The sequence below is a fragment of the Campylobacter sp. TTU-622 genome, from assembly GCF_016598965.1.
GTDB lineage: Bacteria > Campylobacterota > Campylobacteria > Campylobacterales > Campylobacteraceae > Campylobacter_D.
The window spans coordinates 21,442-41,152 of the sequence record NZ_JAENKR010000002.1 but is presented as its reverse complement, the minus strand read 5'-3'; the positions used below and the strand labels follow the sequence as shown (position 1 = coordinate 41,152).

At 26.7% G+C, this 19,711-nt stretch carries 19 protein-coding genes, 1 other RNA gene and 1 pseudogene; 8 read left to right on the top strand and 13 right to left on the bottom strand.

What is annotated here, in order from left to right; genetic code table 11:
- Positions 1-28 precede the first annotated feature (28 nt).
- The 3 genes from JG677_RS00745 to exbB form a co-directional block, all read right to left on the bottom strand.
- The gene (locus JG677_RS00745) at positions 29-571 is read right to left on the bottom strand and encodes an energy transducer TonB (protein WP_200284665.1); all 543 of its coding nucleotides are present in this window, start codon (positions 569-571) and stop codon (positions 29-31) included.
- A gap of 133 nt (positions 572-704) precedes the next feature.
- Positions 705-1,097 (bottom strand): TonB system transport protein ExbD, encoded by a 393-nt coding sequence (gene exbD / locus JG677_RS00740; protein WP_200169200.1) that lies wholly within the window; start codon positions 1,095-1,097, stop codon positions 705-707.
- Positions 1,090-1,524 (bottom strand): TonB-system energizer ExbB, encoded by a 435-nt coding sequence (gene exbB / locus JG677_RS00735; protein WP_200169199.1) that lies wholly within the window; start codon positions 1,522-1,524, stop codon positions 1,090-1,092. The genes exbD and exbB overlap by 8 nt, the downstream gene beginning before the upstream one ends.
- Before the next feature lie 258 nt (positions 1,525-1,782).
- On the opposite strand from exbB, the gene JG677_RS00730 reads away from it, so the two are divergent.
- The gene (locus JG677_RS00730; protein WP_200217005.1) at positions 1,783-2,199 is read left to right on the top strand and encodes a PepSY-like domain-containing protein; all 417 of its coding nucleotides are present in this window, start codon (positions 1,783-1,785) and stop codon (positions 2,197-2,199) included.
- Between the two features lie 38 nt (positions 2,200-2,237).
- On the opposite strand, the gene JG677_RS00725 is transcribed toward JG677_RS00730, so the two are convergent.
- The 3 genes from JG677_RS00725 to typA all read right to left on the bottom strand — a co-directional run bounded on the left by JG677_RS00725 (position 2,238) and on the right by typA (position 5,920).
- Positions 2,238-3,272 carry a c-type cytochrome gene (locus tag JG677_RS00725; RefSeq protein WP_200217006.1) on the bottom strand — a complete coding sequence of 345 codons (1,035 nt, stop codon included), beginning with the start codon at positions 3,270-3,272 and terminating at the stop codon, positions 2,238-2,240.
- Between the two features lie 67 nt (positions 3,273-3,339).
- The gene (locus JG677_RS00720) at positions 3,340-3,981 is read right to left on the bottom strand and encodes a poly(A) polymerase (protein ID WP_200284663.1); all 642 of its coding nucleotides are present in this window, start codon (positions 3,979-3,981) and stop codon (positions 3,340-3,342) included.
- Between the two features lie 130 nt (positions 3,982-4,111).
- Positions 4,112-5,920, bottom strand: a complete 1,809-nt coding sequence (gene typA, locus JG677_RS00715) for a translational GTPase TypA (protein ID WP_200169195.1) — start codon at positions 5,918-5,920, stop codon at positions 4,112-4,114.
- Between the two features lie 129 nt (positions 5,921-6,049).
- Here typA and JG677_RS00710 point away from each other — a divergent pair, with 129 nt between their 5' ends.
- Genes JG677_RS00710 through JG677_RS00695 form a run of 4 tightly spaced genes read left to right on the top strand, consistent with a single transcriptional unit; the run spans position 6,050 to position 10,811 of the window.
- Positions 6,050-6,373: a hypothetical protein gene (locus JG677_RS00710; RefSeq protein WP_200169194.1), complete on the top strand. Its 324-nt coding sequence runs from the start codon at positions 6,050-6,052 to the stop codon at positions 6,371-6,373.
- 8 nt (positions 6,374-6,381) lie between these two features.
- On the top strand, positions 6,382-8,232 hold the full coding sequence (locus JG677_RS00705; protein ID WP_200284661.1) for a flagellar hook-length control protein FliK: 1,851 nt from the start codon (positions 6,382-6,384) through the stop codon (positions 8,230-8,232).
- Between the two features lie 53 nt (positions 8,233-8,285).
- Positions 8,286-9,170: a flagellar basal body rod modification protein gene (locus JG677_RS00700; protein ID WP_200217048.1), complete on the top strand. Its 885-nt coding sequence runs from the start codon at positions 8,286-8,288 to the stop codon at positions 9,168-9,170.
- Between the two features lie 3 nt (positions 9,171-9,173).
- Positions 9,174-10,811: a flagellar hook-basal body complex protein gene (locus tag JG677_RS00695; RefSeq protein ID WP_200284659.1), complete on the top strand. Its 1,638-nt coding sequence runs from the start codon at positions 9,174-9,176 to the stop codon at positions 10,809-10,811.
- Here the strand turns inward: JG677_RS00695 and JG677_RS00690 are convergent, their stop codons facing one another.
- Together JG677_RS00690 and JG677_RS00685 are read right to left on the bottom strand one after the other, a co-directional pair.
- On the bottom strand, positions 10,812-12,683 hold the full coding sequence (locus JG677_RS00690; protein ID WP_200284657.1) for a flagellar assembly protein A: 1,872 nt from the start codon (positions 12,681-12,683) through the stop codon (positions 10,812-10,814).
- Positions 12,684-13,418 (bottom strand): hemerythrin family protein, encoded by a 735-nt coding sequence (locus tag JG677_RS00685; RefSeq protein ID WP_200284655.1) that lies wholly within the window; start codon positions 13,416-13,418, stop codon positions 12,684-12,686.
- A 133-nt stretch (positions 13,419-13,551) separates the two neighbouring features.
- Between JG677_RS00685 and ffs the strand changes: the two genes are divergently transcribed.
- Positions 13,552-13,649, top strand: an RNA gene (ffs, locus tag JG677_RS00680) — signal recognition particle sRNA small type.
- Positions 13,650-13,653: 4 nt separating this feature from the next.
- Here ffs and JG677_RS00675 read toward each other — a convergent pair.
- Both JG677_RS00675 and JG677_RS00670 read right to left on the bottom strand, forming a co-directional pair.
- Positions 13,654-14,178 (bottom strand): YagU family protein, encoded by a 525-nt coding sequence (locus JG677_RS00675; protein ID WP_200169189.1) that lies wholly within the window; start codon positions 14,176-14,178, stop codon positions 13,654-13,656.
- Between the two features lie 85 nt (positions 14,179-14,263).
- Positions 14,264-15,496 (bottom strand): HD domain-containing protein, encoded by a 1,233-nt coding sequence (locus tag JG677_RS00670; protein ID WP_200169188.1) that lies wholly within the window; start codon positions 15,494-15,496, stop codon positions 14,264-14,266.
- 216 nt (positions 15,497-15,712) lie between these two features.
- Between JG677_RS00670 and queC the strand changes: the two are divergent.
- Both queC and JG677_RS09015 read left to right on the top strand, forming a co-directional pair.
- Positions 15,713-16,384 (top strand): annotated as a pseudogene (gene queC / locus JG677_RS08730) (7-cyano-7-deazaguanine synthase QueC); the annotation flags it as partial.
- The gene (locus JG677_RS09015; RefSeq protein WP_325099451.1) at positions 16,370-16,822 is read left to right on the top strand and encodes a GNAT family N-acetyltransferase; all 453 of its coding nucleotides are present in this window, start codon (positions 16,370-16,372) and stop codon (positions 16,820-16,822) included. The pseudogene queC and the gene JG677_RS09015, both read left to right, overlap by 15 nt.
- Before the next feature lie 17 nt (positions 16,823-16,839).
- Here the strand turns inward: JG677_RS09015 and dsbI are convergent, their stop codons facing one another.
- The 3 genes from dsbI to JG677_RS09060 are packed head-to-tail and all read right to left on the bottom strand — an operon-like array spanning position 16,840 to position 19,122.
- Positions 16,840-18,357 carry a disulfide bond formation protein DsbI gene (gene dsbI, locus JG677_RS00660; protein WP_200284644.1) on the bottom strand — a complete coding sequence of 506 codons (1,518 nt, stop codon included), beginning with the start codon at positions 18,355-18,357 and terminating at the stop codon, positions 16,840-16,842.
- Between the two features lie 13 nt (positions 18,358-18,370).
- On the bottom strand, positions 18,371-18,538 hold the full coding sequence (gene dba, locus JG677_RS00655; RefSeq protein ID WP_200169185.1) for a disulfide bond formation protein Dba: 168 nt from the start codon (positions 18,536-18,538) through the stop codon (positions 18,371-18,373).
- A gap of 41 nt (positions 18,539-18,579) precedes the next feature.
- Positions 18,580-19,122, bottom strand: coding sequence for a methyl-accepting chemotaxis protein (locus tag JG677_RS09060; RefSeq protein ID WP_442778885.1), 543 nt, complete (start codon positions 19,120-19,122; stop codon positions 18,580-18,582).
- Positions 19,123-19,711: the final 589 nt, after the last annotated feature.

The following is a 19,711-nucleotide window of genomic DNA, read 5'->3' as shown; positions in this document are numbered from 1 at the left end:
TTTTAAAAAACTATTTTTCAAATAAAAATTAATTTTTAAGCTTATAATTAATAGGAATTAAAATTTTAATATTTTTATCATATTTTGGAAAGTGTTTGGATGCTAATTGTATTGTTTTTAGAGCGCTTTCATCTAATAATTTATGTCCTGAACTTTTTATAATTTTTAAATACTCTAATTTTCCTTCTTGTTTCCATAAAAATTCAATTAAAACTACACCCATCATGCGCATTTTAATAGCTTGTCTTGGATAAATTAAAGAATCTTGTATAGCTTTTTTAATCTCTTGTAAAAAAGGATGGTTGTCATTAAAATTTACACTTTCTGTTTCTATATTTTGTTTTGAAATTGAATTAGAATTTAAATTTTGAATTTCTTTTGAAACAATGGCTTCATTAAATTTATTTAGATTTTCTTTAATTAGAGGCTTTTTTTTAAATTCTTTATGTTTTTTTGGTTTGTGATTTTCAATAATTTTTTCTTTTATAGGTGGGATAGGTGGAATTGGGATATTCTCTTTTTCTTGTTGAATAATGTTATCTTGAGAAGAATTTATAGTAAATTGTCTCATTGAAAGAGAAAATACTTCTTGATTCTTAAATTCTATTTTAAATAAAGTAATACTAGAAAATAATAAAAATAATAAAGGCAAAAAAAACAAAAAAGAAAGATAGAAAGCTTGAAACTTATGATTTTTCAATATATTAATCATTCTTTTTCTCAGTTAAAATTTGAAAATTTTCGTGATTTTTAGCTTTTAATAAATCAATAATTTTTACAAAACTTTCAAATTTAGCATCTTTATCACTTTTTAATTCTACTATAACTTTAGGATTTAAATTATCAATAGTATTTTTAAGCTCGTCTAAACTTATTTTTCTATCATCAATATAAAAAATATTTTGCGCATTAATTGCAATAGAAATTTTTTCTTCTTTATCGTTTATATTTATGCTATTTTGACTTGATGGAAGATTAATTTTTATAGTTCCTTGTGCTATAAAAGTAGAAATACTTAAAATTATAGCAAGCAAAACAAGCATAATATCGATAAAAGGAACTATGTTTAACCCTTCATTTTTTGGAAGTTTAATCATTTTTATTCTCATTATAAATTCTAAAAGAATTGCTAAGAAGTGATACTTTACGCAATAAAGCATTATAAGCAATCAAAACAGGAATGGCTACCAAAAGCCCTAAAGCTGTTGCTTTAAGCGCCAAAGAAAGTCCTATAACTATAGATTTTACATCTATACTGCCAGCTAAACCCATTTCATAAAAAGTTATCATTATACCTATAACAGTTCCTAAAAGCCCTATATAAGGTGCATTAGAATAAATAATATAAAGTGTTGTTAAATTTTCACTTATTGCATCATCAAATTTTTCTTGATTTTTATAATCACCAAATTCAAGCTTTTTGAAAAATAATATTCTTTCTATAACACACCAAAGTGCTATAAAAGCCATAAAGCCCAAAACTACAAAAATAATTAAATCTATATAATTTTTTAAAAATTCCATAAAAAACTCCAAATTTTGTAGTTTATGATTATATTAAAATAACTCTAAATTTAAAATTAATATCTATTATCAAAATTTATTATAATTTTTATTTAAAAATTTTTAAAATTAAAAATAATAAAAAACATTTCATTTTTATTTTTAATAAGAATAACAAAAATTTATTGATATTTTTTTAACTGTTGCTCATTCTTTTTATATTCACTTCACAAATTATGATTACAATTCATTCAATCAAAAATTTTTTAAGGAGTTTTTATGAAAAAAATATTTTTTGCAATTTTAGCCACAGTAGCAATGCTTTATGCTGATATGGTTGTTTCGGTTGATTCTTTACCGCAAAATGCTCAAAAATTTATCCAAACTTATTTTAAAGGAACTCAAATAGCTCTTGTAAAAAAAGATATTGATTCTTTTGATGTTACTTTAAATGATGGCACAGAAATTGATTTTATTATCAATGGAGAATGGAAAGAAATTGATGGAAATTATAAAGCTATTCCAACTGGTTTTTTACCTGCTAATTTAATTTCTAAAGTTCAAGCTTCTCAAGCAAATGCGCAAATCATAGAAGTAAGCAAAGAAATTAATGGTTATAAATTTAAATTTAATAATAATATGAAAGTTTATACAGATATAAATGGAAATATTTTAGGACAAAAATTTGATGATTAAAATAAAGCTTGTTTAAAAAACAAGCTTTTAAATCTTAATCATTCTCCTGGAAAATAATTTGGATTTTTCCAAGGTCCATATTTAACTTTTATATATTCTTTTGGATCTAAATTTTGCTGTGGGGATGCAAAATATTCTGGTTTTAAAGAAGGAGACTTACTATAAGCAGTATCAAGTCCTGCACGATTTTCTGTTGTCGTAATTGGCATTCTTACAAAACCTGTATTAACATAAGCTGCAATATCAAGTGCATCTTCATTGCTTAAAATAGGATTATCATAACTTGCACCATAAGGCATAGCTGATTTTAAAAATCTTGCTAAAAAAGGTATCATTGACATATGTCCTCCATCAGGATAAATAAGTAACGATGGATAAAGATGGCCCCCGCCTTGCGTATAATTTTCATTTTTAACGCCTAATCCCTTTTCACCATGACAAGCTACACAATTTTCTTCAAAAAGTTTTTTTCCGCGCACAGGATCGGCTGGACGATTTGGAAAATCCATTTTAGCAAAAAAATCTCCTTCAAGTCTTACTCCATCTTTTATACCATAAGCTTTTTTAAGCCATTTAAAATAAGCTAAAATTGCTTTCATTTCTTTAGAATTATCAGGAAATTTATGAGAATCTGTTCCTCCCATGCCACGAATTCTATCTTCTAAAGAAATAATTTTCATTGTTTCTATATCAAGTTTTGGATAATTATTTATAACATTTAAAAAAGGGATAACATATTTTTTAGTACCAGGCAAACCATTATTATCATCCATATGACAAGCTATGCAATTAACTTCATTATTGGTTATTTTAAGCTTACCCTTGGGTCCTAATATACTCTCTGTTTTACTTAAAAGTTGTATGCCATAACGAATTAATTTTCCCTCCTCTCCTTTTGGCACATCATCGATACTTAAATTTTTACTTGGCCATTGTTGTATAGGTCTTTTAGAAAATTCTTCAAAATACTCAACACCTTGCTTATCATTAAGCTCTTCGCCGATTTTATAATCTTTAAAATTTTTGGCATTAGCTAAACAAATTAGCATAAAAATTAAAAATAATTTCTTCATTGCTAAAACTCCTCTTTTTGTATTAAAATCATTTTAGCAAAATAAATATTTATTTAAAAATAAAAAATTAATTTAAAAATTTATTTTTAATCATTTGTAAATTTTTTTCCAAATTTTTTAAATTATCTTCTACACTATGATTAAAATCAATAAAAAATGGATGTGTTAAAGTAGAAATTAAATAGTTTTTTTCCTTACCAAAACAAAATTTAATATTAAAAAATTTATCTTTTAGTTTATTATAAATTATTTCTTCGTTATCAAAACGAATTTCTTTATTTATTTTTGAAAATTTAATTAAAATCCCACAAAAATAACGCTTTCTTTCATCTATAAATTGCAAATCATAAATAGTAAAATCATTAAATTTAAAAGTATTAAAACTCTTGATTTCTTCTAATTTTTCACTTAAAGCTAAAGCTTCAAACTCTTTTTGATTTATTCCAATTTGTTTTAGTTTTGCTCCAAAACGACATAAAAATAACTTTAAAATATTTAATTCTAATTCTTTTTGATTCTTTTTTAACTTTTTACTTATAAAACGAAAGAAAAAAATTCCCGTAAAAATAGCCAAAATCAAAGCTATAAGTAAATCCTTAATAAAAATAAAAGACAAAAACCCTATAAGAAAAGCTTCTAAAATACTTAAAAATTTTAAAATACCCAATCGCTTTATAAGAAATACTCTTTGCTTTTCTAAATTTTGCATTATTACCTTGAAATTTAAAATTTATAACTATAAAATTTGTAATGAATTCTTTTTTATATTGACTTTAAGCTTTTAAATAAAAAATAAATCTAAAATTCTAAGCTATAATCTTGCCAAAAGCAAAATACAATTAAGATTTTGCTTTTTCCATTCTTTTTCTTTGAGTTGGATCAAGATAACGCTTACGCACACGAATATTTTGCGGAGTAACCTCAACAAGCTCATCTTCTTCTATCCATTCTAAAGCTCTTTCAAGGCTTAATTTTCTAGGTGGTACAAGTTTAATAGCATCATCACTTCCACTTGCTCTAACATTTGTAAGATTTTTTCCTTTAATTGGATTTACATCTAAATCATTTGGACGCGAATGCTCTCCTATAATCATACCTGTATAAACTTTAGTTTGAGGATCTATAAAAAGTACACCTCTATCTTGCAAATTAAAAAGAGAATATCCTAAAGCTACGCCATTTTCCATAGAAATCAATGCTCCATTATTGCGTTTTTCAACTGCACCGCTAAAAGGACGAAATTCTAAAAAACTATGATTCATTATCCCTTCGCCCTTAGTATCTGTTAAAAATTGACTTCTAAAGCCTATAAGTCCGCGTGCTGGAATTTCAAACTCTAATCTTGTTTGCCCATCTCCTGTTGGAACCATAGTTTTCATTTCGGCTTTTCTTTTGCCAAGCTTTTCTATCACAGCACCACTAAATTCATCTGGTACATCTATAACTAAATGTTCAAAAGGCTCTGTTTTAACTCCATTTTCAACTTTTACTATAACTTCGGGCCTTCCCATGCAAAACTCAAAACCTTCGCGACGCATATTTTCAGCTAAAATAGTAATTTGAAGCTCTCCTCTACCACTTACTTTAAATTTACCCTCACCACTATTTTCATATTTCATAGCGATATTTGTTTTCATTTCAGCTTCTAGGCGCTCTGCAATTTTATTTGAAGTTACATGTTTTCCCTCAGTTCCAGCTAGCGGTCCATCATTTACCGAAAATACTATACTTAAAGTTGGCTCTTCTATATGCAAAGGATCAAGAGGCATAGGATTGTTTGGATCTACAATGCTATCCCCTACTTCTAAAGTTTCAAAACCAGCAATAGCTACTATATCTCCACTATTCGCTTCGTCAATATCCATTTTTTCTAAGCCCATAAAACCAATGAGCTTTGAAATTCTACCATTTACTTTGCTTCCATCAGCTTTAGCAAGCATTACATTCTGATTTTTCTTTATGCTTCCATTAAAAATTCTTGCAATACCTATTTTACCTACAAAATTATCATATCCCAAAGTAAAAACTTGCAATTGCAAAGGATTTTCATTATTTCCACTTGGAGCAGGTACGCGTTCTAAAATTGTTTTAAAAAGAGGCTCCATGTTATCATTTGTATCATTTAAATCAAGCTTTGCATAACCATTTTTTGCTGCTGCATAAACTATGGCAAAATCAAGCTGCTCATCATTTGCATCTAAAGCTACAAAAAGATCAAAAATTTCATTAATCACGCGTTCAGGATCTGCAGCTGGTTTATCAATTTTATTAATCACTACTATAGGTTTAAGTCCTAAAGATAGGGCTTTTTTAACTACAAATTTGGTTTGAGGCATTACTCCTTCTTGTGCATCAACTAAAAGTAAAACTCCATCAATCATCTTTAAAACACGCTCTACCTCGCCGCCAAAATCAGCGTGACCTGGGGTATCAATAATATTAATCTTAGTGCCTTTATAATTAATAGCAGTATTCTTAGAAAGTATAGTAATACCTCTTTCTTTTTCAATATCATTGCTATCCATTACGCGTTCTGAAATTTGTTCTCTATCACTAAAAGTTCCTGATTGTTTAAGCAATTCATCAACCATTGTAGTTTTGCCATGATCAACGTGAGCAATTACCGCAATATTTCTAATATTTTCCAAAATTTTCTCCAAAGCTTCAAAATTAAAAGATGAAAATTATATATAAAAAATACTTAAAAATTAAAAATTAAAACTTGGAACGCTTATTGCTTTTAATCTTAGTGTAAAATCAAAATTGAAGGAATTAAAATGTCAAAACCACTAGAACAAGAAATTTTAGAAGAATTAAATCTTAAAGTTGTTAATAAAAAAAATAATACTCTTTTAGAAATTTTAAATCTTTTAGAAATTTTAAAATCAAATAAAAATAAAAAAATGGCAAGAATTTCAGGTGAATTAACAGAACTATTATCCAATAATGAAAATTTTATAAAAATTCAAAATGCTAATAATTTAAATGAACTATTACAAATTCTTGCAGAAATAAGCAATAAAATGATTAAAGTTCATAATAATGATTTTTTAGAGGAAAGATTTCCTGTACTTAAAAAAAATAAATTTTTAAATTATTAAGGATTATTATGTCAAGCCTAACCTCACAAAATGATATATTAAATTTAAATCCAACTCCAAGTAATTCCAAAACAAATTTTAATAAAACAGATAAGAGCAAAGAAAGCAAAAATACTGAGGTTAAGGATACAAAAAATCAAAATGAAAACGACAAAGAAGATCAACGAGAAGATTTTTTAAATTCTTTATTACAATCTATCGAAGAGACTAATGAATTTTTACCAGATCATATGAAAATTAGTAAAAAAGAAGTTGTTAATGAAGCTTTAAATAAGCTTCAGCAAGGAACTTTTGATGAAAATGATAAAATAAGTATTTTTGAATCAGCTTCTTTTATGCAAATTCTTTCTATGCTTGATAAACTAAAAGCAAATACAACTGATATTAAACTTGGAAATTTAAGCTCTCAATTAACACAAATTGTTAAAACAGAAGCTAATTTTAATGCCTTAAAACAAGCAAATAATTTAAGCGAACTTTTAAATATAGCAAAAGATCTAGGCTTGAATGTTAAAAATATAAAAGTAGATCGCTTGCTCGATTTAAAAGCTACTTTTCCAAACTTAGATAAAGCAAATTTTTTTAAAAATTCTATTGATAATGTTTTTAAAGAAATTATCAACAATAAAATCACTCATCTTATTAAAAATAAAGAGATCAATACCAACAAACTATCTTTAACTCAAAACAAAACCAAAGAAAACAATGCGAATTCTTTACTTTCTGAAACTCTAAAAAATCTCGATCTTTTAACTAAAGATAAAAAAGAAAACACAAAAACCAATAGTCTAGATCTAAATGAAAACACAAATATAAAAATCAAAGATTTTAAAGATAGTCTTTTGCAAAATCAAGAACTAAAAAATATTAAAAATGAAATCAAACAAGAAAAAACTCAACTTACTTCCAAAGATATTAAAAATGAAGTTGAAAATAAATTAAAAGAAAATGATCAAGAACTAAAAAATATTAAAAATGAAATCAAACAAGAAAAAACTCAACTTACTTCCAAAGATATTAAAAATGAAGTTGAAAAAAATATTGATAAAAATTTAGATAGCAAAATCAATGATACGCAAAAAAAAGAACAAATTATTAAACAAGAAGAAACAATAAAAAATAGCAACTTTAACAAAAATGAGACGATAAAAAGCTCTCAAATTGTTAATTTAAATCAGAAAGAATTTAATAGTATTCAAAAAGATTATAAACAAGAAAATCATAAAGACTTGAAACAAACTAATTTTGAACAAAAAATTAATTTAGAAAATATAGATAAAATTTTAAAAGAATCAAATAAAAACAATAACTCTACTTTTGATAATAATCAAAATAAAGATTTCAATCAAAATTCAAACAATCAAAATAAAGAAGAAAAGACCATAGAAAAAAATTCTGAAGATTTAAATTCTTTAATCAAAGAGTTAAGCAGAATAAATCATAATCAAACTAGAAATTCTATAAGCGTAAAAGAAACTTTACAATATTTTTCAAATGACCTAAAAGAAGCCATAGAACAATATAAAGCACCTATTACAAAAATTAACATCACTCTTAATCCATCTAATTTAGGAGAGGTTGAGGTTACATTAGTTCAAAGAGGAAATAATTTACATATTAATTTTAATTCCAATACTAATACTATGAATCTTTTTATACAAAATCAAGCTGAATTTAAAAATTCCCTTGTAAATATGGGATTTACTGGACTTGAAATGAATTTTAGCGATCAAGGAAAAAGAGAGCAAAATCAAGATCAAGGAAAAAATCGTAGCGGATATGGCTTTAAAGATACTTTAGATGGGCAAAATGAAAGTGAAAAAGTTAATTTAGAGCTTGTTTTAGCAAAATATTTCTAAGTTGGAATACTTTTTGCTTTTAATTAAAAAAAACTTAACAAAAAAAGGATTTGATAATGGCCACAACAACTTGGAATAGCAACCTTAACTGGACAAATACTGCCAGCACCAGCGAAATTAATAAAACAACTAGAGCAGATAGTTCATCTAGCACGAGCAGTAGTAGTTCTGGTGTGGTAAGTAATCCAAATGCTACTTTAGATAAAGATGCGTTTTTAAAACTTCTTTTAATAGAACTTCAACATCAAGATCCAACAGATCCTATGGATAGTGACAAAATGCTTACCCAAACTTCACAGCTTAGTGCACTTGAAATGCAACAAAATACTAATACCACTATGCAAAAAATGGTTGAAACTATGGAAAAACTTTCTAATTCTTTTAGCACAAGTATGAGTACTGCAGCAGTTGGAGCTATAGGAAAAATGGCCACAGTTAATGCAAATACTATTAAATTAACTGGTGCTGATGAAGTTATTGCACTTAAAATGTATTTGCCTGAAGATTCTGATGATAAAGGAATTACTTTAGAGGTTTATGACAAAAATAATAAATTAATATTCTCAGAAAAAAGTAACGAAGGAAAAGAAGTTTCAAAAGGTTTATTTACTTTAGAATGGCCTGGTAGAGACAATGATGGCGTTTATGCTGGAGATGGAGAGTATAGTGTAAAAGTAGTTTATAATAATAAAAATGGTGAAAAAATTACTGCAAACTATGGAACCTATCCTATAGAGGGTATTAAATTTGTCGACGGGGTTGCTTACGCAAAAATGGGTGGTCAATATGTAAGCTTTGATGATATTGGTGAAATTAGCGACTATAAACTTGGCTCATCCTCATCTACAGTGGGAGATAGCTCGAGCTCAAATGGAGATTCTTCTGATACAGGGGATACTGGGGATACAGGAGATAGTGATAAAGAAGAAAAGGCATAAACTATGATGAATGCATTTTACAATGGAATTTCTGGAGTAAAGTCAAATAGCTTTGGTATAGACATTTCAGCTAATAATATAGCTAATGTTAATACCATAGGTTTTAAAAATTCAAATGCAGAATTTAAAGATGTCTTTTATCAAACCGTTGTATCTCAATCTACAAATCCTGGTCAAAGTGGATATGGATCAACTTCAGCTTCATCAAAATTAGATTTTTCTCAAGGTTCACCTGTTGCAAGTGATGGAGAATTTGATGTAGCTTTACAAGGAAAAGGTTTTTTTGGGGTCTTAGGATCAGATGGAGGAGCTTATTATACAAGAAATGGATCTTTTAGAAGAGATGCGAATGGTTATCTTGTAGATTCTTATGGAAATTATGTTTTAGGCACAATGAATCCAGCTTTTACAAGTATCAATTACAGCGATAGAGTTGCTGGGCTTATGGGAGATTATCTTGATACAGGCTCTCCTGTAAATAGTGGTTTTACAATTAACTCAAACAATTCTTTTGGCATAGGAACAACCACATCACAAGGAGCTATTAAAGTTCCTGTAAATATGTATTTACCTCCTCAAGTAACTCAAAACGTAAAATGGAGTGGAAGTTTAAACACCAACACAACGACAGAAATAGTTAAAGTAGATCTTGATCCCAGTAAATTTAATATTACAAAAACTGAAGATGGAAAGTATATAGTTAGTGGCAGTGTTAGCAAAGAAGATGTATTTAGTGCAAAAGCGGGCGATAGAATTATTTTAAATTTTACCGATAATAATGGAGTAAAAACAAGTTTTGAAGCAACTTTAGATGAAAATTTAAATTTTACAAGCAATGAGCTTGATCTAAAAGGCCTAGATGAAAATAGCATAAAACTTGATACAGCTCAAATTGCTACAGAACAACAAAAAGCTAATAAAGATATTTTGGAGTCTCCTATTTACAACGCAGATGGGAGCAAAAGTACTTTAAGAGTTACACTTGAAAGAATTTTGCCACAAGAAGGTGATAATATACAATATAAAGCTATTGCACAAATTTATGACTCTAATGGCAAAGCCATAGGTAATCCAACTGAAGGAAACATGATTTTTGATAAAAATGGGGCTTTACTTCAAAATAATATCACAAGCATTACAAATCCAAATGGTGGAATAATCAATATAGATTTAGGAACTCCTTACGATGCCAATAAACCTGGCTCTGGTTATAGTGGAATTTATATAAAAGAAGGGGTTGAAAAAAATATAGTTACACAACAAGATGGTGTAGCAGAAGGATTCTTTGAACAATACAGTATATCTGATGATGGAAGCATAATTGCACAATTTAGCAATGGCAAAAATGGTATAGTTGGAAAACTTGCTCTTTATAATTTTATAAATGAACAAGGTTTAGCAGCAATAGGAGACAATATTTTTGCAGCTACTGCAAATAGCGGAGATCCTACTTTTATAATGAAAAATGGAGAAATAGTTAATACGGCTAAATTTAAAGGAGGATATCTAGAGCAATCTAATGTAGATTTAAGTGTAGAACTTTCAAATCTTATTGTAATGCAAAAAGCTTTTGATGCAAGTTCAAAAAGTATTACAACAAGTGATCAAATGATTCAAAAGGCTATTAATATGAAAAGATAATTAAAGATTATCTTTTTCTAGTTGTTCGAAAAGCTCTTTAATCTCTTCAATTTCACTTTCATTATAAGAATAACTTGATTTAATATAATCTATTTGTTTTCCCTTCTCAAGGTAAAAAACTTTTCCACAATCTTTTATATTGATACTATGTTTTAATTCAAAATTGGTATTAATCTTTGGATAAAATTTTAAAAAATTATCTTCACCTATATTTTCAGTTCTTATATAAATTTTTATATTATAAACCATTTCATCAAAAAAATTTAACTTAACATCAATCTGATGCTTTAATTTTATTAATTTTTTATATATAACACTAAATTGATTATATTTTTCTATAATATCATGATAAAGATCTAAAAATTTCGCTTCTATAGTATTGGAATTTTCTTTTTTTTGAAGTTTGATAATTTTAGCTTGATTTTTGATTAAATAATCATAATAATTTTGCATTTTACCTATCGTTTCATTAAGTTTATTTTTAATTTTAAGACTTAATTTTTTAATATTTTCATATTCTATGGCCATATTATTCTCTATAGATAATATAGGCGAAATATGGATATTATTTTTAAATTTTAAAACATTTGTAACAATTAGATTTTTCTTAGGATATAAAACATTATCTGTTAATAAATTACAAATATAAATATTTTCAGCCTCTATTTTCGCGCCTATGCAATTTTCAACAAAAACATTCTTAGCTATAACAGTTCCATTTTCTAAATTTTTTATATATACAGTATTTGCTTCTAATCTTCCCTTGTGCGTTAGAATAAAAGCGTCTTGTGCAAAAATTTCACTTTTTGCATGAGTTAAACCTTTTATATAGATATTTCTTCCTTGAAGTTTTGTTGCTCCAATACTACCATTTACTTTTATATCAGAAGCTTGTACATTTACAATACCTGACTTAATTGCATCATCACTTATATCAAAATTAGCAATTTCTAAATTTATATTTTCATCAATATTTGTTTTAATAGATCCTGTTGTTTTTAATCCTATTTGTGACACTTTTAAATTATTTGTAACACTATATCCTATACGATCTTTATTTAAAAATCCATAATTTGCACTAAAATATCTAATCCTATCTTCTAATTCTTCTGTATAAATACTTTCATCTTTTATAACAAAGGGATTATCTAAAAAGACAATAGGATTTATATTTAGAATTTCTCCTTTTAAATTGCGCCCTTCTTTTCCTTGAATTCTATAAACATATTCAAAAAGCAATTCATTTTTTTCAATAGGTTTGCAATATTTTCCTTCATCATAATTAACATTTTCACTAAAACATATCTCATTGACATCTCTATGATAAATAACTTCATCACTTTTATGCTCAATTTTATCAACCCCTTTAGCAATTTCAAATTCCATTTCTTTAATGGATGGATTTTCTTGCATTAACAAAGTAAAATTATCAATCTTTTCAAACAAATTTTTATCAAGCCTTAAGATTAAAAATTTCTGTTTAATCATTGCCTTGTAAATACTTTGCAAAATATCAAATTTTAAATGTGAATAATATTTAAAATTATCTGCAAAACTAACACAAGCTTTTAAATAGGTTAAATTAGCATTAGCTTTAAGCTTAATTGTAAATGTATCTTTTTGATTTTTGGGATAAATTTCTATTAGAAATTTTTGCACCATAGTGTTATAATTTTTTACAAAAAAATCATCGGCATAAAATAAATCAAAATCTTTTTTTTCATAAATTTTTGTTCTTGCTGGTTTTATACTTGAACATAAAAGTTTCAAATCAAGAATTTTAAAATCAAGAATTTCCTTTGTCGATTCTTGTTCATATTTTAAGCTTTCAAAAGGATTGAATGTTTCCAAAGTTTTTGTTTGAAAATTCATCTATCCCCCCCCCATGATGTTACCAATATCATCATTTTTAACATTTATAAAATCTTGTTCTGTTAATATATTTTCAAAAATATAATTTAATTCTTCAGAATTTTGATTTAAGTCAAAATTATCTAAATGCACCAAGATTTGACCACATTTGCTACACTTTAAATCATTCTCTCTACTAACAAGCTCTTCGTGTATTGTTTGTGGAACTGTATGGACATATAAAGGACAATTGCAAATATAATCATGAGTTTTTTCAGTTGTTAAATCTTGTCTAATTGATTTTAATTTTATATACTGATCTAATGTATAATGAATTTCTTTAAGATGCAAAGCTTTACTTGTAAAATTAGCAATCCATAAATCTTCATTAGCAATATGATCTAAAATCCATTCTTCAGTTAATGTAGAAAGCTCACGAGACATTTTTATAATATCATCTGAATGCTCTAAAAGATCTTTGGTTTTTTCTATTAAAATTTTATGAGATTTTTTATGCTCTTCAATTAATGGAAAATTAATACTTTCCATAAATTTTTCTTCATCTTTAAAATGAGTTTTTATATATTGAAATAATTTTGCAAGAACTTGTTTTAAATCATCTTTATATTGCATTTTATTATCTTTAATTTTTTGGACCAAATCATTTGAAACTCTAGCAATTTCAAAAATAAGCTCATGTTGTTTATCTAATTGCATATTTTTAATGCTAAAATCTTTACTCCATCTAACTTCCATTATTTTCCTTATATAATAATTATTCTTTATAATCATATTTTTAAAAATTAGGATATATTATACAAAAAATATTATAATTTATTTATTAAGCTCAAGACTTTTTAAGCATATTATGATATAATGCACGAGCCTTTTTTCAGACCTGTGCAATATTTTTTTTAAACATCGCTTCAGGGTAGGAATACAGCAGAGCACTTAAATTTAATATGTGCCGCAGTCACCTGGGAAAAGGTTTTTATTCTATTTCCTTGGTAATACGATTTCTAATATCCCTACGAACTATTTCTATACCCCAAAGCCAAACTATATGACCAAATAATTCAGAAATATGCTCATCTAAAGGAATTTGCGAAAGTGGCGGAACTTCTGCTATTAAAGGCATAACCATAACATGAGCAAAAAGATAAACAAAAAATCCAAAAACAGCACCTTGCCACATTTTAATGCGAGGATAATACTCTGCTATCATACAATAAGCTACAGCAAATACAATAGAAAATCCCACATGAACAATAAAAATTGAAAGAGGCAATTCTATTCCAGAAAAAATATAAGTTAAATCTGTTGGCAAACCAAGCTGTTCTAAAAAAATTTTAGGAGGAGTAGTTCTCTCTAAAGAATCCAATGGCCAAGGAAAATTTGGATTTCTAGGAGGAAAAGGAACTTCCCAACCCCACTTAACAATAGCACCAAATACTCCAGCTAAAATTCCTATAAAAAAAGACAAAACAATATGTTTTTGACAATCATTGGTTTTCATTTTTTACCTCCTCAATAAATTTCTAATAATTTAATATATTTTTATTTAAAATATATTAAATTTTAATTTAAAAAATTTTAATGGTTTAAATATTTAAGCTGAAATATTTTTTAAATTCTTCACAAATTGTTAAAAAATTTACCCCATCTATAGTTTTATTTTGTTCAAAAAAATTAAACATATCTTTAAATCCATCTTCTAATTCTTTTGATCGCACTCCATAACTAATAGAAAGCCCAGCTTCAATGAAAGCTGCTAATTTGTCACAATGTTTTAAAGCTTTACCATCAATAGCCCCAAATTCATTTTGATTAAAAGAAGCTAAACTTCCACTACAAAGCTCTACTACTTTATTTTTATAGGTGCGGTTTTCAAATTCATTTTTTACAAAAACTCCCTCATTTTCTCTTCCTTCTCTTATGCCTAAAATATACGCAAATTCAGCTCTTAAATTTTCAGGAATTAAAGGTAAAATTCTTTCATTTATAAGTTTCATTTCATAATCATTAATAATAGTATGAAGCCCATCTACGCCGTATTTAACAGGACTTATAATATCTCTAGTTAAACTTTCGGGCAAATCGTGAAACAAAGCACAATAAAAATTATTTTCAAGTCTTTTATCACAAGCTTTTATTTCTAAAGAATAAAAATATCCCAAAATAGCTACTACTAGCATATGTCCTAAAACAGCAGTTTCTGGAATTCTAGGTGTTTGAGCCCAGCGTTTTTGGAAACGAAGTCTTCCGCTTAACTCAATAATTTTGGCAATTTTTTGATTTAAGGCAATTTTTCTAACACCTATAAGCTCATAATAATCTTCTAATTCTTCTTCAACTTTACTTTTAATTTCTTCTATATCATTTAAAAAAGATGATGTTTGATAAACTATATTAAATTCCCACTTTGTTGCAAAATAAGATGCTGCTTTTAAAATCAATTTTTCTTTAGCATAAGTATTAGCTTTTAAATATTCTTCGAAACGTTTTAAAAATTCTCCATTTTCAATATGACCTATCATAGGTTCTACTTTACTCAATACCCATTTATTAATCTCATCTTTTTTTTGTCTTAATATCTCATGATAAACATCTGGACGTATATCAGTTACAACAACACGGCTTAAAAATTCAAATATTCCACCCTCGATAATAACTCTCATATTAATATTTTGCTCCATTTTAGCAATAAAATAAGCAATAATAAATTTATGCGCTTGTTTATCAAGCTCAACCAAATTTGTCATTCTTGGATAATCATTCCATCTACTAATTGATGCAGCTTTAAAAATATGTTCTATCAAATTTATGCTAATCATTTATATCCTTTATAATTTTTAAGATGATTTTATCATTTTCTTCTTTGAAAATCATCGTTAAATAAATAATTTACTTCTTTTATTTTAATAGCAATAAAATTCAATAACAAATGCTTAAACAAAAATTTATAATATTATAATCATCTATAAATACAAAATACTTTTTTTATTAATAATTAAAAAAATGATAAAATCATAAAAAGTAAAAGGATATAAATGGATAAAAGAGCACTTTGCATTATAAGCGGAGGAATGGATAGTACTACGTGTGCTTATTTGGCAAAAGAACAAGGTTTTAAAATAATAGCTTTGCATTTTGATTATAATCAACGCACACAAAATAAAGAAAGAGAATGTTTTAAACAAATTTGTAAAAACCTAGGAGTAGAAAAATCTTATATTTTAGATACTTCTTTTATAAAAGAAATAGGAGGAAATGCTTTAACAAATACAAATTTATCTATACCAAAAAACGAACTTCACTCAAACGATACACCACCTATTACCTATGTGCCATTTAGAAATGGAATTTTTTTAAGCATAGCAGGCTCTTTGGCAGAAAAAGAAAAATGCGAAGCTATTTTTATAGGAGTAGTCGAAGAAGATGGTAGTGGATATCCAGACTGCACAGCTCAATTTATAAAAAAAACAAAAGAATTTATTAATGAAGGAACAAGCAAAAATTATAAAGTTGAAATCATAGCCCCATTAATCAATCTAAAAAAAGAGCAAATTGTTTCTTTGGCTTTAAAAAAAAATATCCCTTTAGAACTTACTTGGTCTTGTTATGAAAATGAAAATGAAGCTTGTGGTGAATGTGATAGTTGTCTGCTTCGCTTAAAAGGATTTAATCAAGCCAATCTAGAAGATAAAATTCCTTATTCAAACAAAATAAAATATTTAAAAAAACTAAATGAAAATGAAAAAAAATCTTTACTTGATATTTGGGAAAAAAGCGTTTTAGCTACTCATCACTTTTTAGATAAAAAAAATTTCAATATCATAAAAGACTATCTAAAAAATAATGGACTAGAAAAACTTCAATTTTTATTTTATTATAAAAATAACAACTTGGTTGGCTTTTTGGGATTTTATAAGGATATTATAAAAATGCTTTTTATCGATCCTCAATATTTTCGTCAAAAATACGGAGAAAAGCTTATAAAAAAAGTTCTAAATGATTTTAATATACAAAAAGTTGAAGTTAATAAAGAAAATTTAAATGCTATAAAATTTTATAAAAAAATGGGCTTTGAAGGCTTTAATGAATATATTGATGATTTTGGCTATAAATTAATAAAATTAAAACTAAAAAATAAACCCTAGAAAACTAGGGTTTATCATTAATTTAAAACATAAAGTTTATTTTCGTTATTCTGATAAGATAGAATATTTATTGATCCATCTTTAAAGAAAATACTTCTTGCATTTGTAATAACTTGTGGATAAGAAATAACTTTTATCACTTCTTCTTTTTCCGGATCAATCACTGCAATAACATTATGATTTTTACTTAATGCATAAATCAAACCATCTTTATAAGTCATTGAAGTTATATAAAGATCTCCTAAAGTTTTTCCTTCCTTGAGCTCAGCTTTAGGTGTAAATTCTCCAGACAATACACAATCTTTTAAAGAAAATTTGGAAATAACAAAAGTTTTTGCATCTTTATTGTTTGGAGTTGTTGCAAGATAAAAATAATTATTATCCGCGGTCATACTTAATACATGATTAAATTTAGATCTTACAGTATCCAATCTTCCACGACCTAAACCTTTTCCTTGACCTTCAAAATTGTTTGAACCTTTTATAAAATCAGCATATTGCAAAGCATCATCAGCATTAGGATTTTTCTTAAATCTTAAAAATGATTTATTTGAACCCATAAGAATAAATTTATCATTCATATAAGGAATAATTCCTATGATAGGATCAATAGTAGCTGAAAAATAAGGATCTAGTTCGAAACTTTCTTTGATTTTAAAATTATCATCAAGAAAAGCAACATCCCATTTAGAACTTGCTATAAATTCATTATTAATATAATCAAGCGTATTTATAGGCTTATAAAATGATATAGTTTCTTCTTTTACAATACTTAATTCATTATCAATCTTGGCAAATGGAGAATTATTAATGTTATTATCAAATTTAATCCCTAATTTTTCACTTGCAGGAGCAAAAGCATAATCAGGTGCCTTAACATCACGTTTTCCTAAAAAAGATATATTTTGCCATAAGCCATTCCAGCCTTCTGTGCTCCAAATAACATATTTTGGATTTAAGGTAAATCTTACTGGATCTCCTTGTCCCACATATGGAGGAATTCCGGTACTTACAAAAGCTTGAAAAACATTTGAAGCTATAATTAAAGCACTAATTAATACAGCAGTAAAACTAAATTTAGTAAATCTTCTAAATTGTTCCCCATTTAATTCTTTTTCAAAAGCACTAAATTTAGGAGCAAAAGCAAAAATTACACCTAACAATAATACAACAGCCCAAAATACAACTTCAGCCCAAAAATATGTATGAATTCCAAAAACAGCTAATCCAAAACCTTGATCTAAATCGCGATGAGCGTGATTTCCATAGTGAGCAAAGGACTGATAAAGACCAATAGCAGTCATAATTAAAAGGGCGGCTAAATATTTTCCTTTTATACCATAACGGACTATAAAAAGGGCTATTACTCCTATAAAAATCATAGCTTCTCTTTGACCCCAGCAAAGAGTACAAGGACTATCACCCAATATATAGCCAAAAACCATATTCGCAATTCCAACGGGTAAAAGTATGATTAAAAAACCCGCTAAACACATTAAAGTATAAAAATTTTTTGTTTTATTAATCTCGTTCATTTTAGCCCTTTCTTTATAAATTCATTATAGTTAAAAGTGCGCCAGTTTTGTGACCAACATAGAAAAAAACCATCATTAACCAAGCTATTATTACCAAAGTAAAAGCAAGTTTTTCTTTTTCTGGTTTTTTAATCATTAAGATTAAAGCAATCAATACCAATAAAAGCTCTAAAAACTCCATAACGCCTCCTTATTAAAAAAATTAAAATATTTTATTATCAATTACTTAAAACTTCCTAATTTTTCAGAAAGTTTTGAAGCGCCTTCTAATACATCCTCTGAAATAGTATTTATTTCCATTGAAAGTTCTTTAACCGAGTTAGCAAGTTCGCTTACCTTATCAATATTACCCCCTAAATTTAACATTTTATCTTTTATTTCAACGCTTTTATCCTTCATTGTTTGAGCTGATTGCTTGCTTGATTCTAATTTATACATGGAATTTACAAGTTCTTTTTGCAAATCATTTGTTTTAAGAGAAGTTTCTTTCATAGAATCATGAATAGTATCCATTAAAGATTTATTATCATTAATTTGTTGCACTATCATTTGAACAGTTGTATTAATATCAACCAAAGATTTACTTGTTTTATCGGCCAACTGCCCTACCTCATCAGCCACAACAGCAAAACCTCTTCCGTGCTCTCCTGCACGAGCAGCTTCAATGGCGGCATTTAAAGCCAAAAGATTGGTTTGATCTGAAATATCCCTTATGGAGCTTGTAATAGAAATAATATTATCAGCAGTTTGAGTTAAATAATCCATATTTTTAACAATATTTTGTTCTTTCTCATTGCTTTCATTTATCAAACCTACAAGATCTGATAAAGTTGATTCTACTTTATTCATTAATATACTCATATCTTGCATATTATTAATACTTTCTTGGGCAAGATTATGGGCTAAGTCTATATGACTATCTAGAGCTTTTGTGATACCTCTTACACTTTTAATTTGTTCATTTTGAGAATTTGAACTCTCTTCTAATAAACTTACATTATTTTTAAGTAATTTTGAATTCTTATAAGACATTTCTGCACTATGAATTGCTTCAAGAACAGAATTTTCAACAGTAGAAATAAAAGTATTAATATAACCTGCACTTTTTCCCAATTCACTTTTTGGGTTAATATTTAATCTTGCTTTTAAATTTGCCTCATTTCCAGCAAGATTAGCACTTAACTTTTCTAAAATAGAAATAGGAATAACAACTTTTTTAAGTGTTATTAATATAAATAATCCCAATAAAACAATAGTGATACAAACTATAGCTAAAGCAAAATAAAGATTATTAAGCATTTTTGTTGCTAATTTTTCATTGGTCATATTTTTAAAATCAATAATTTTTGTCTCC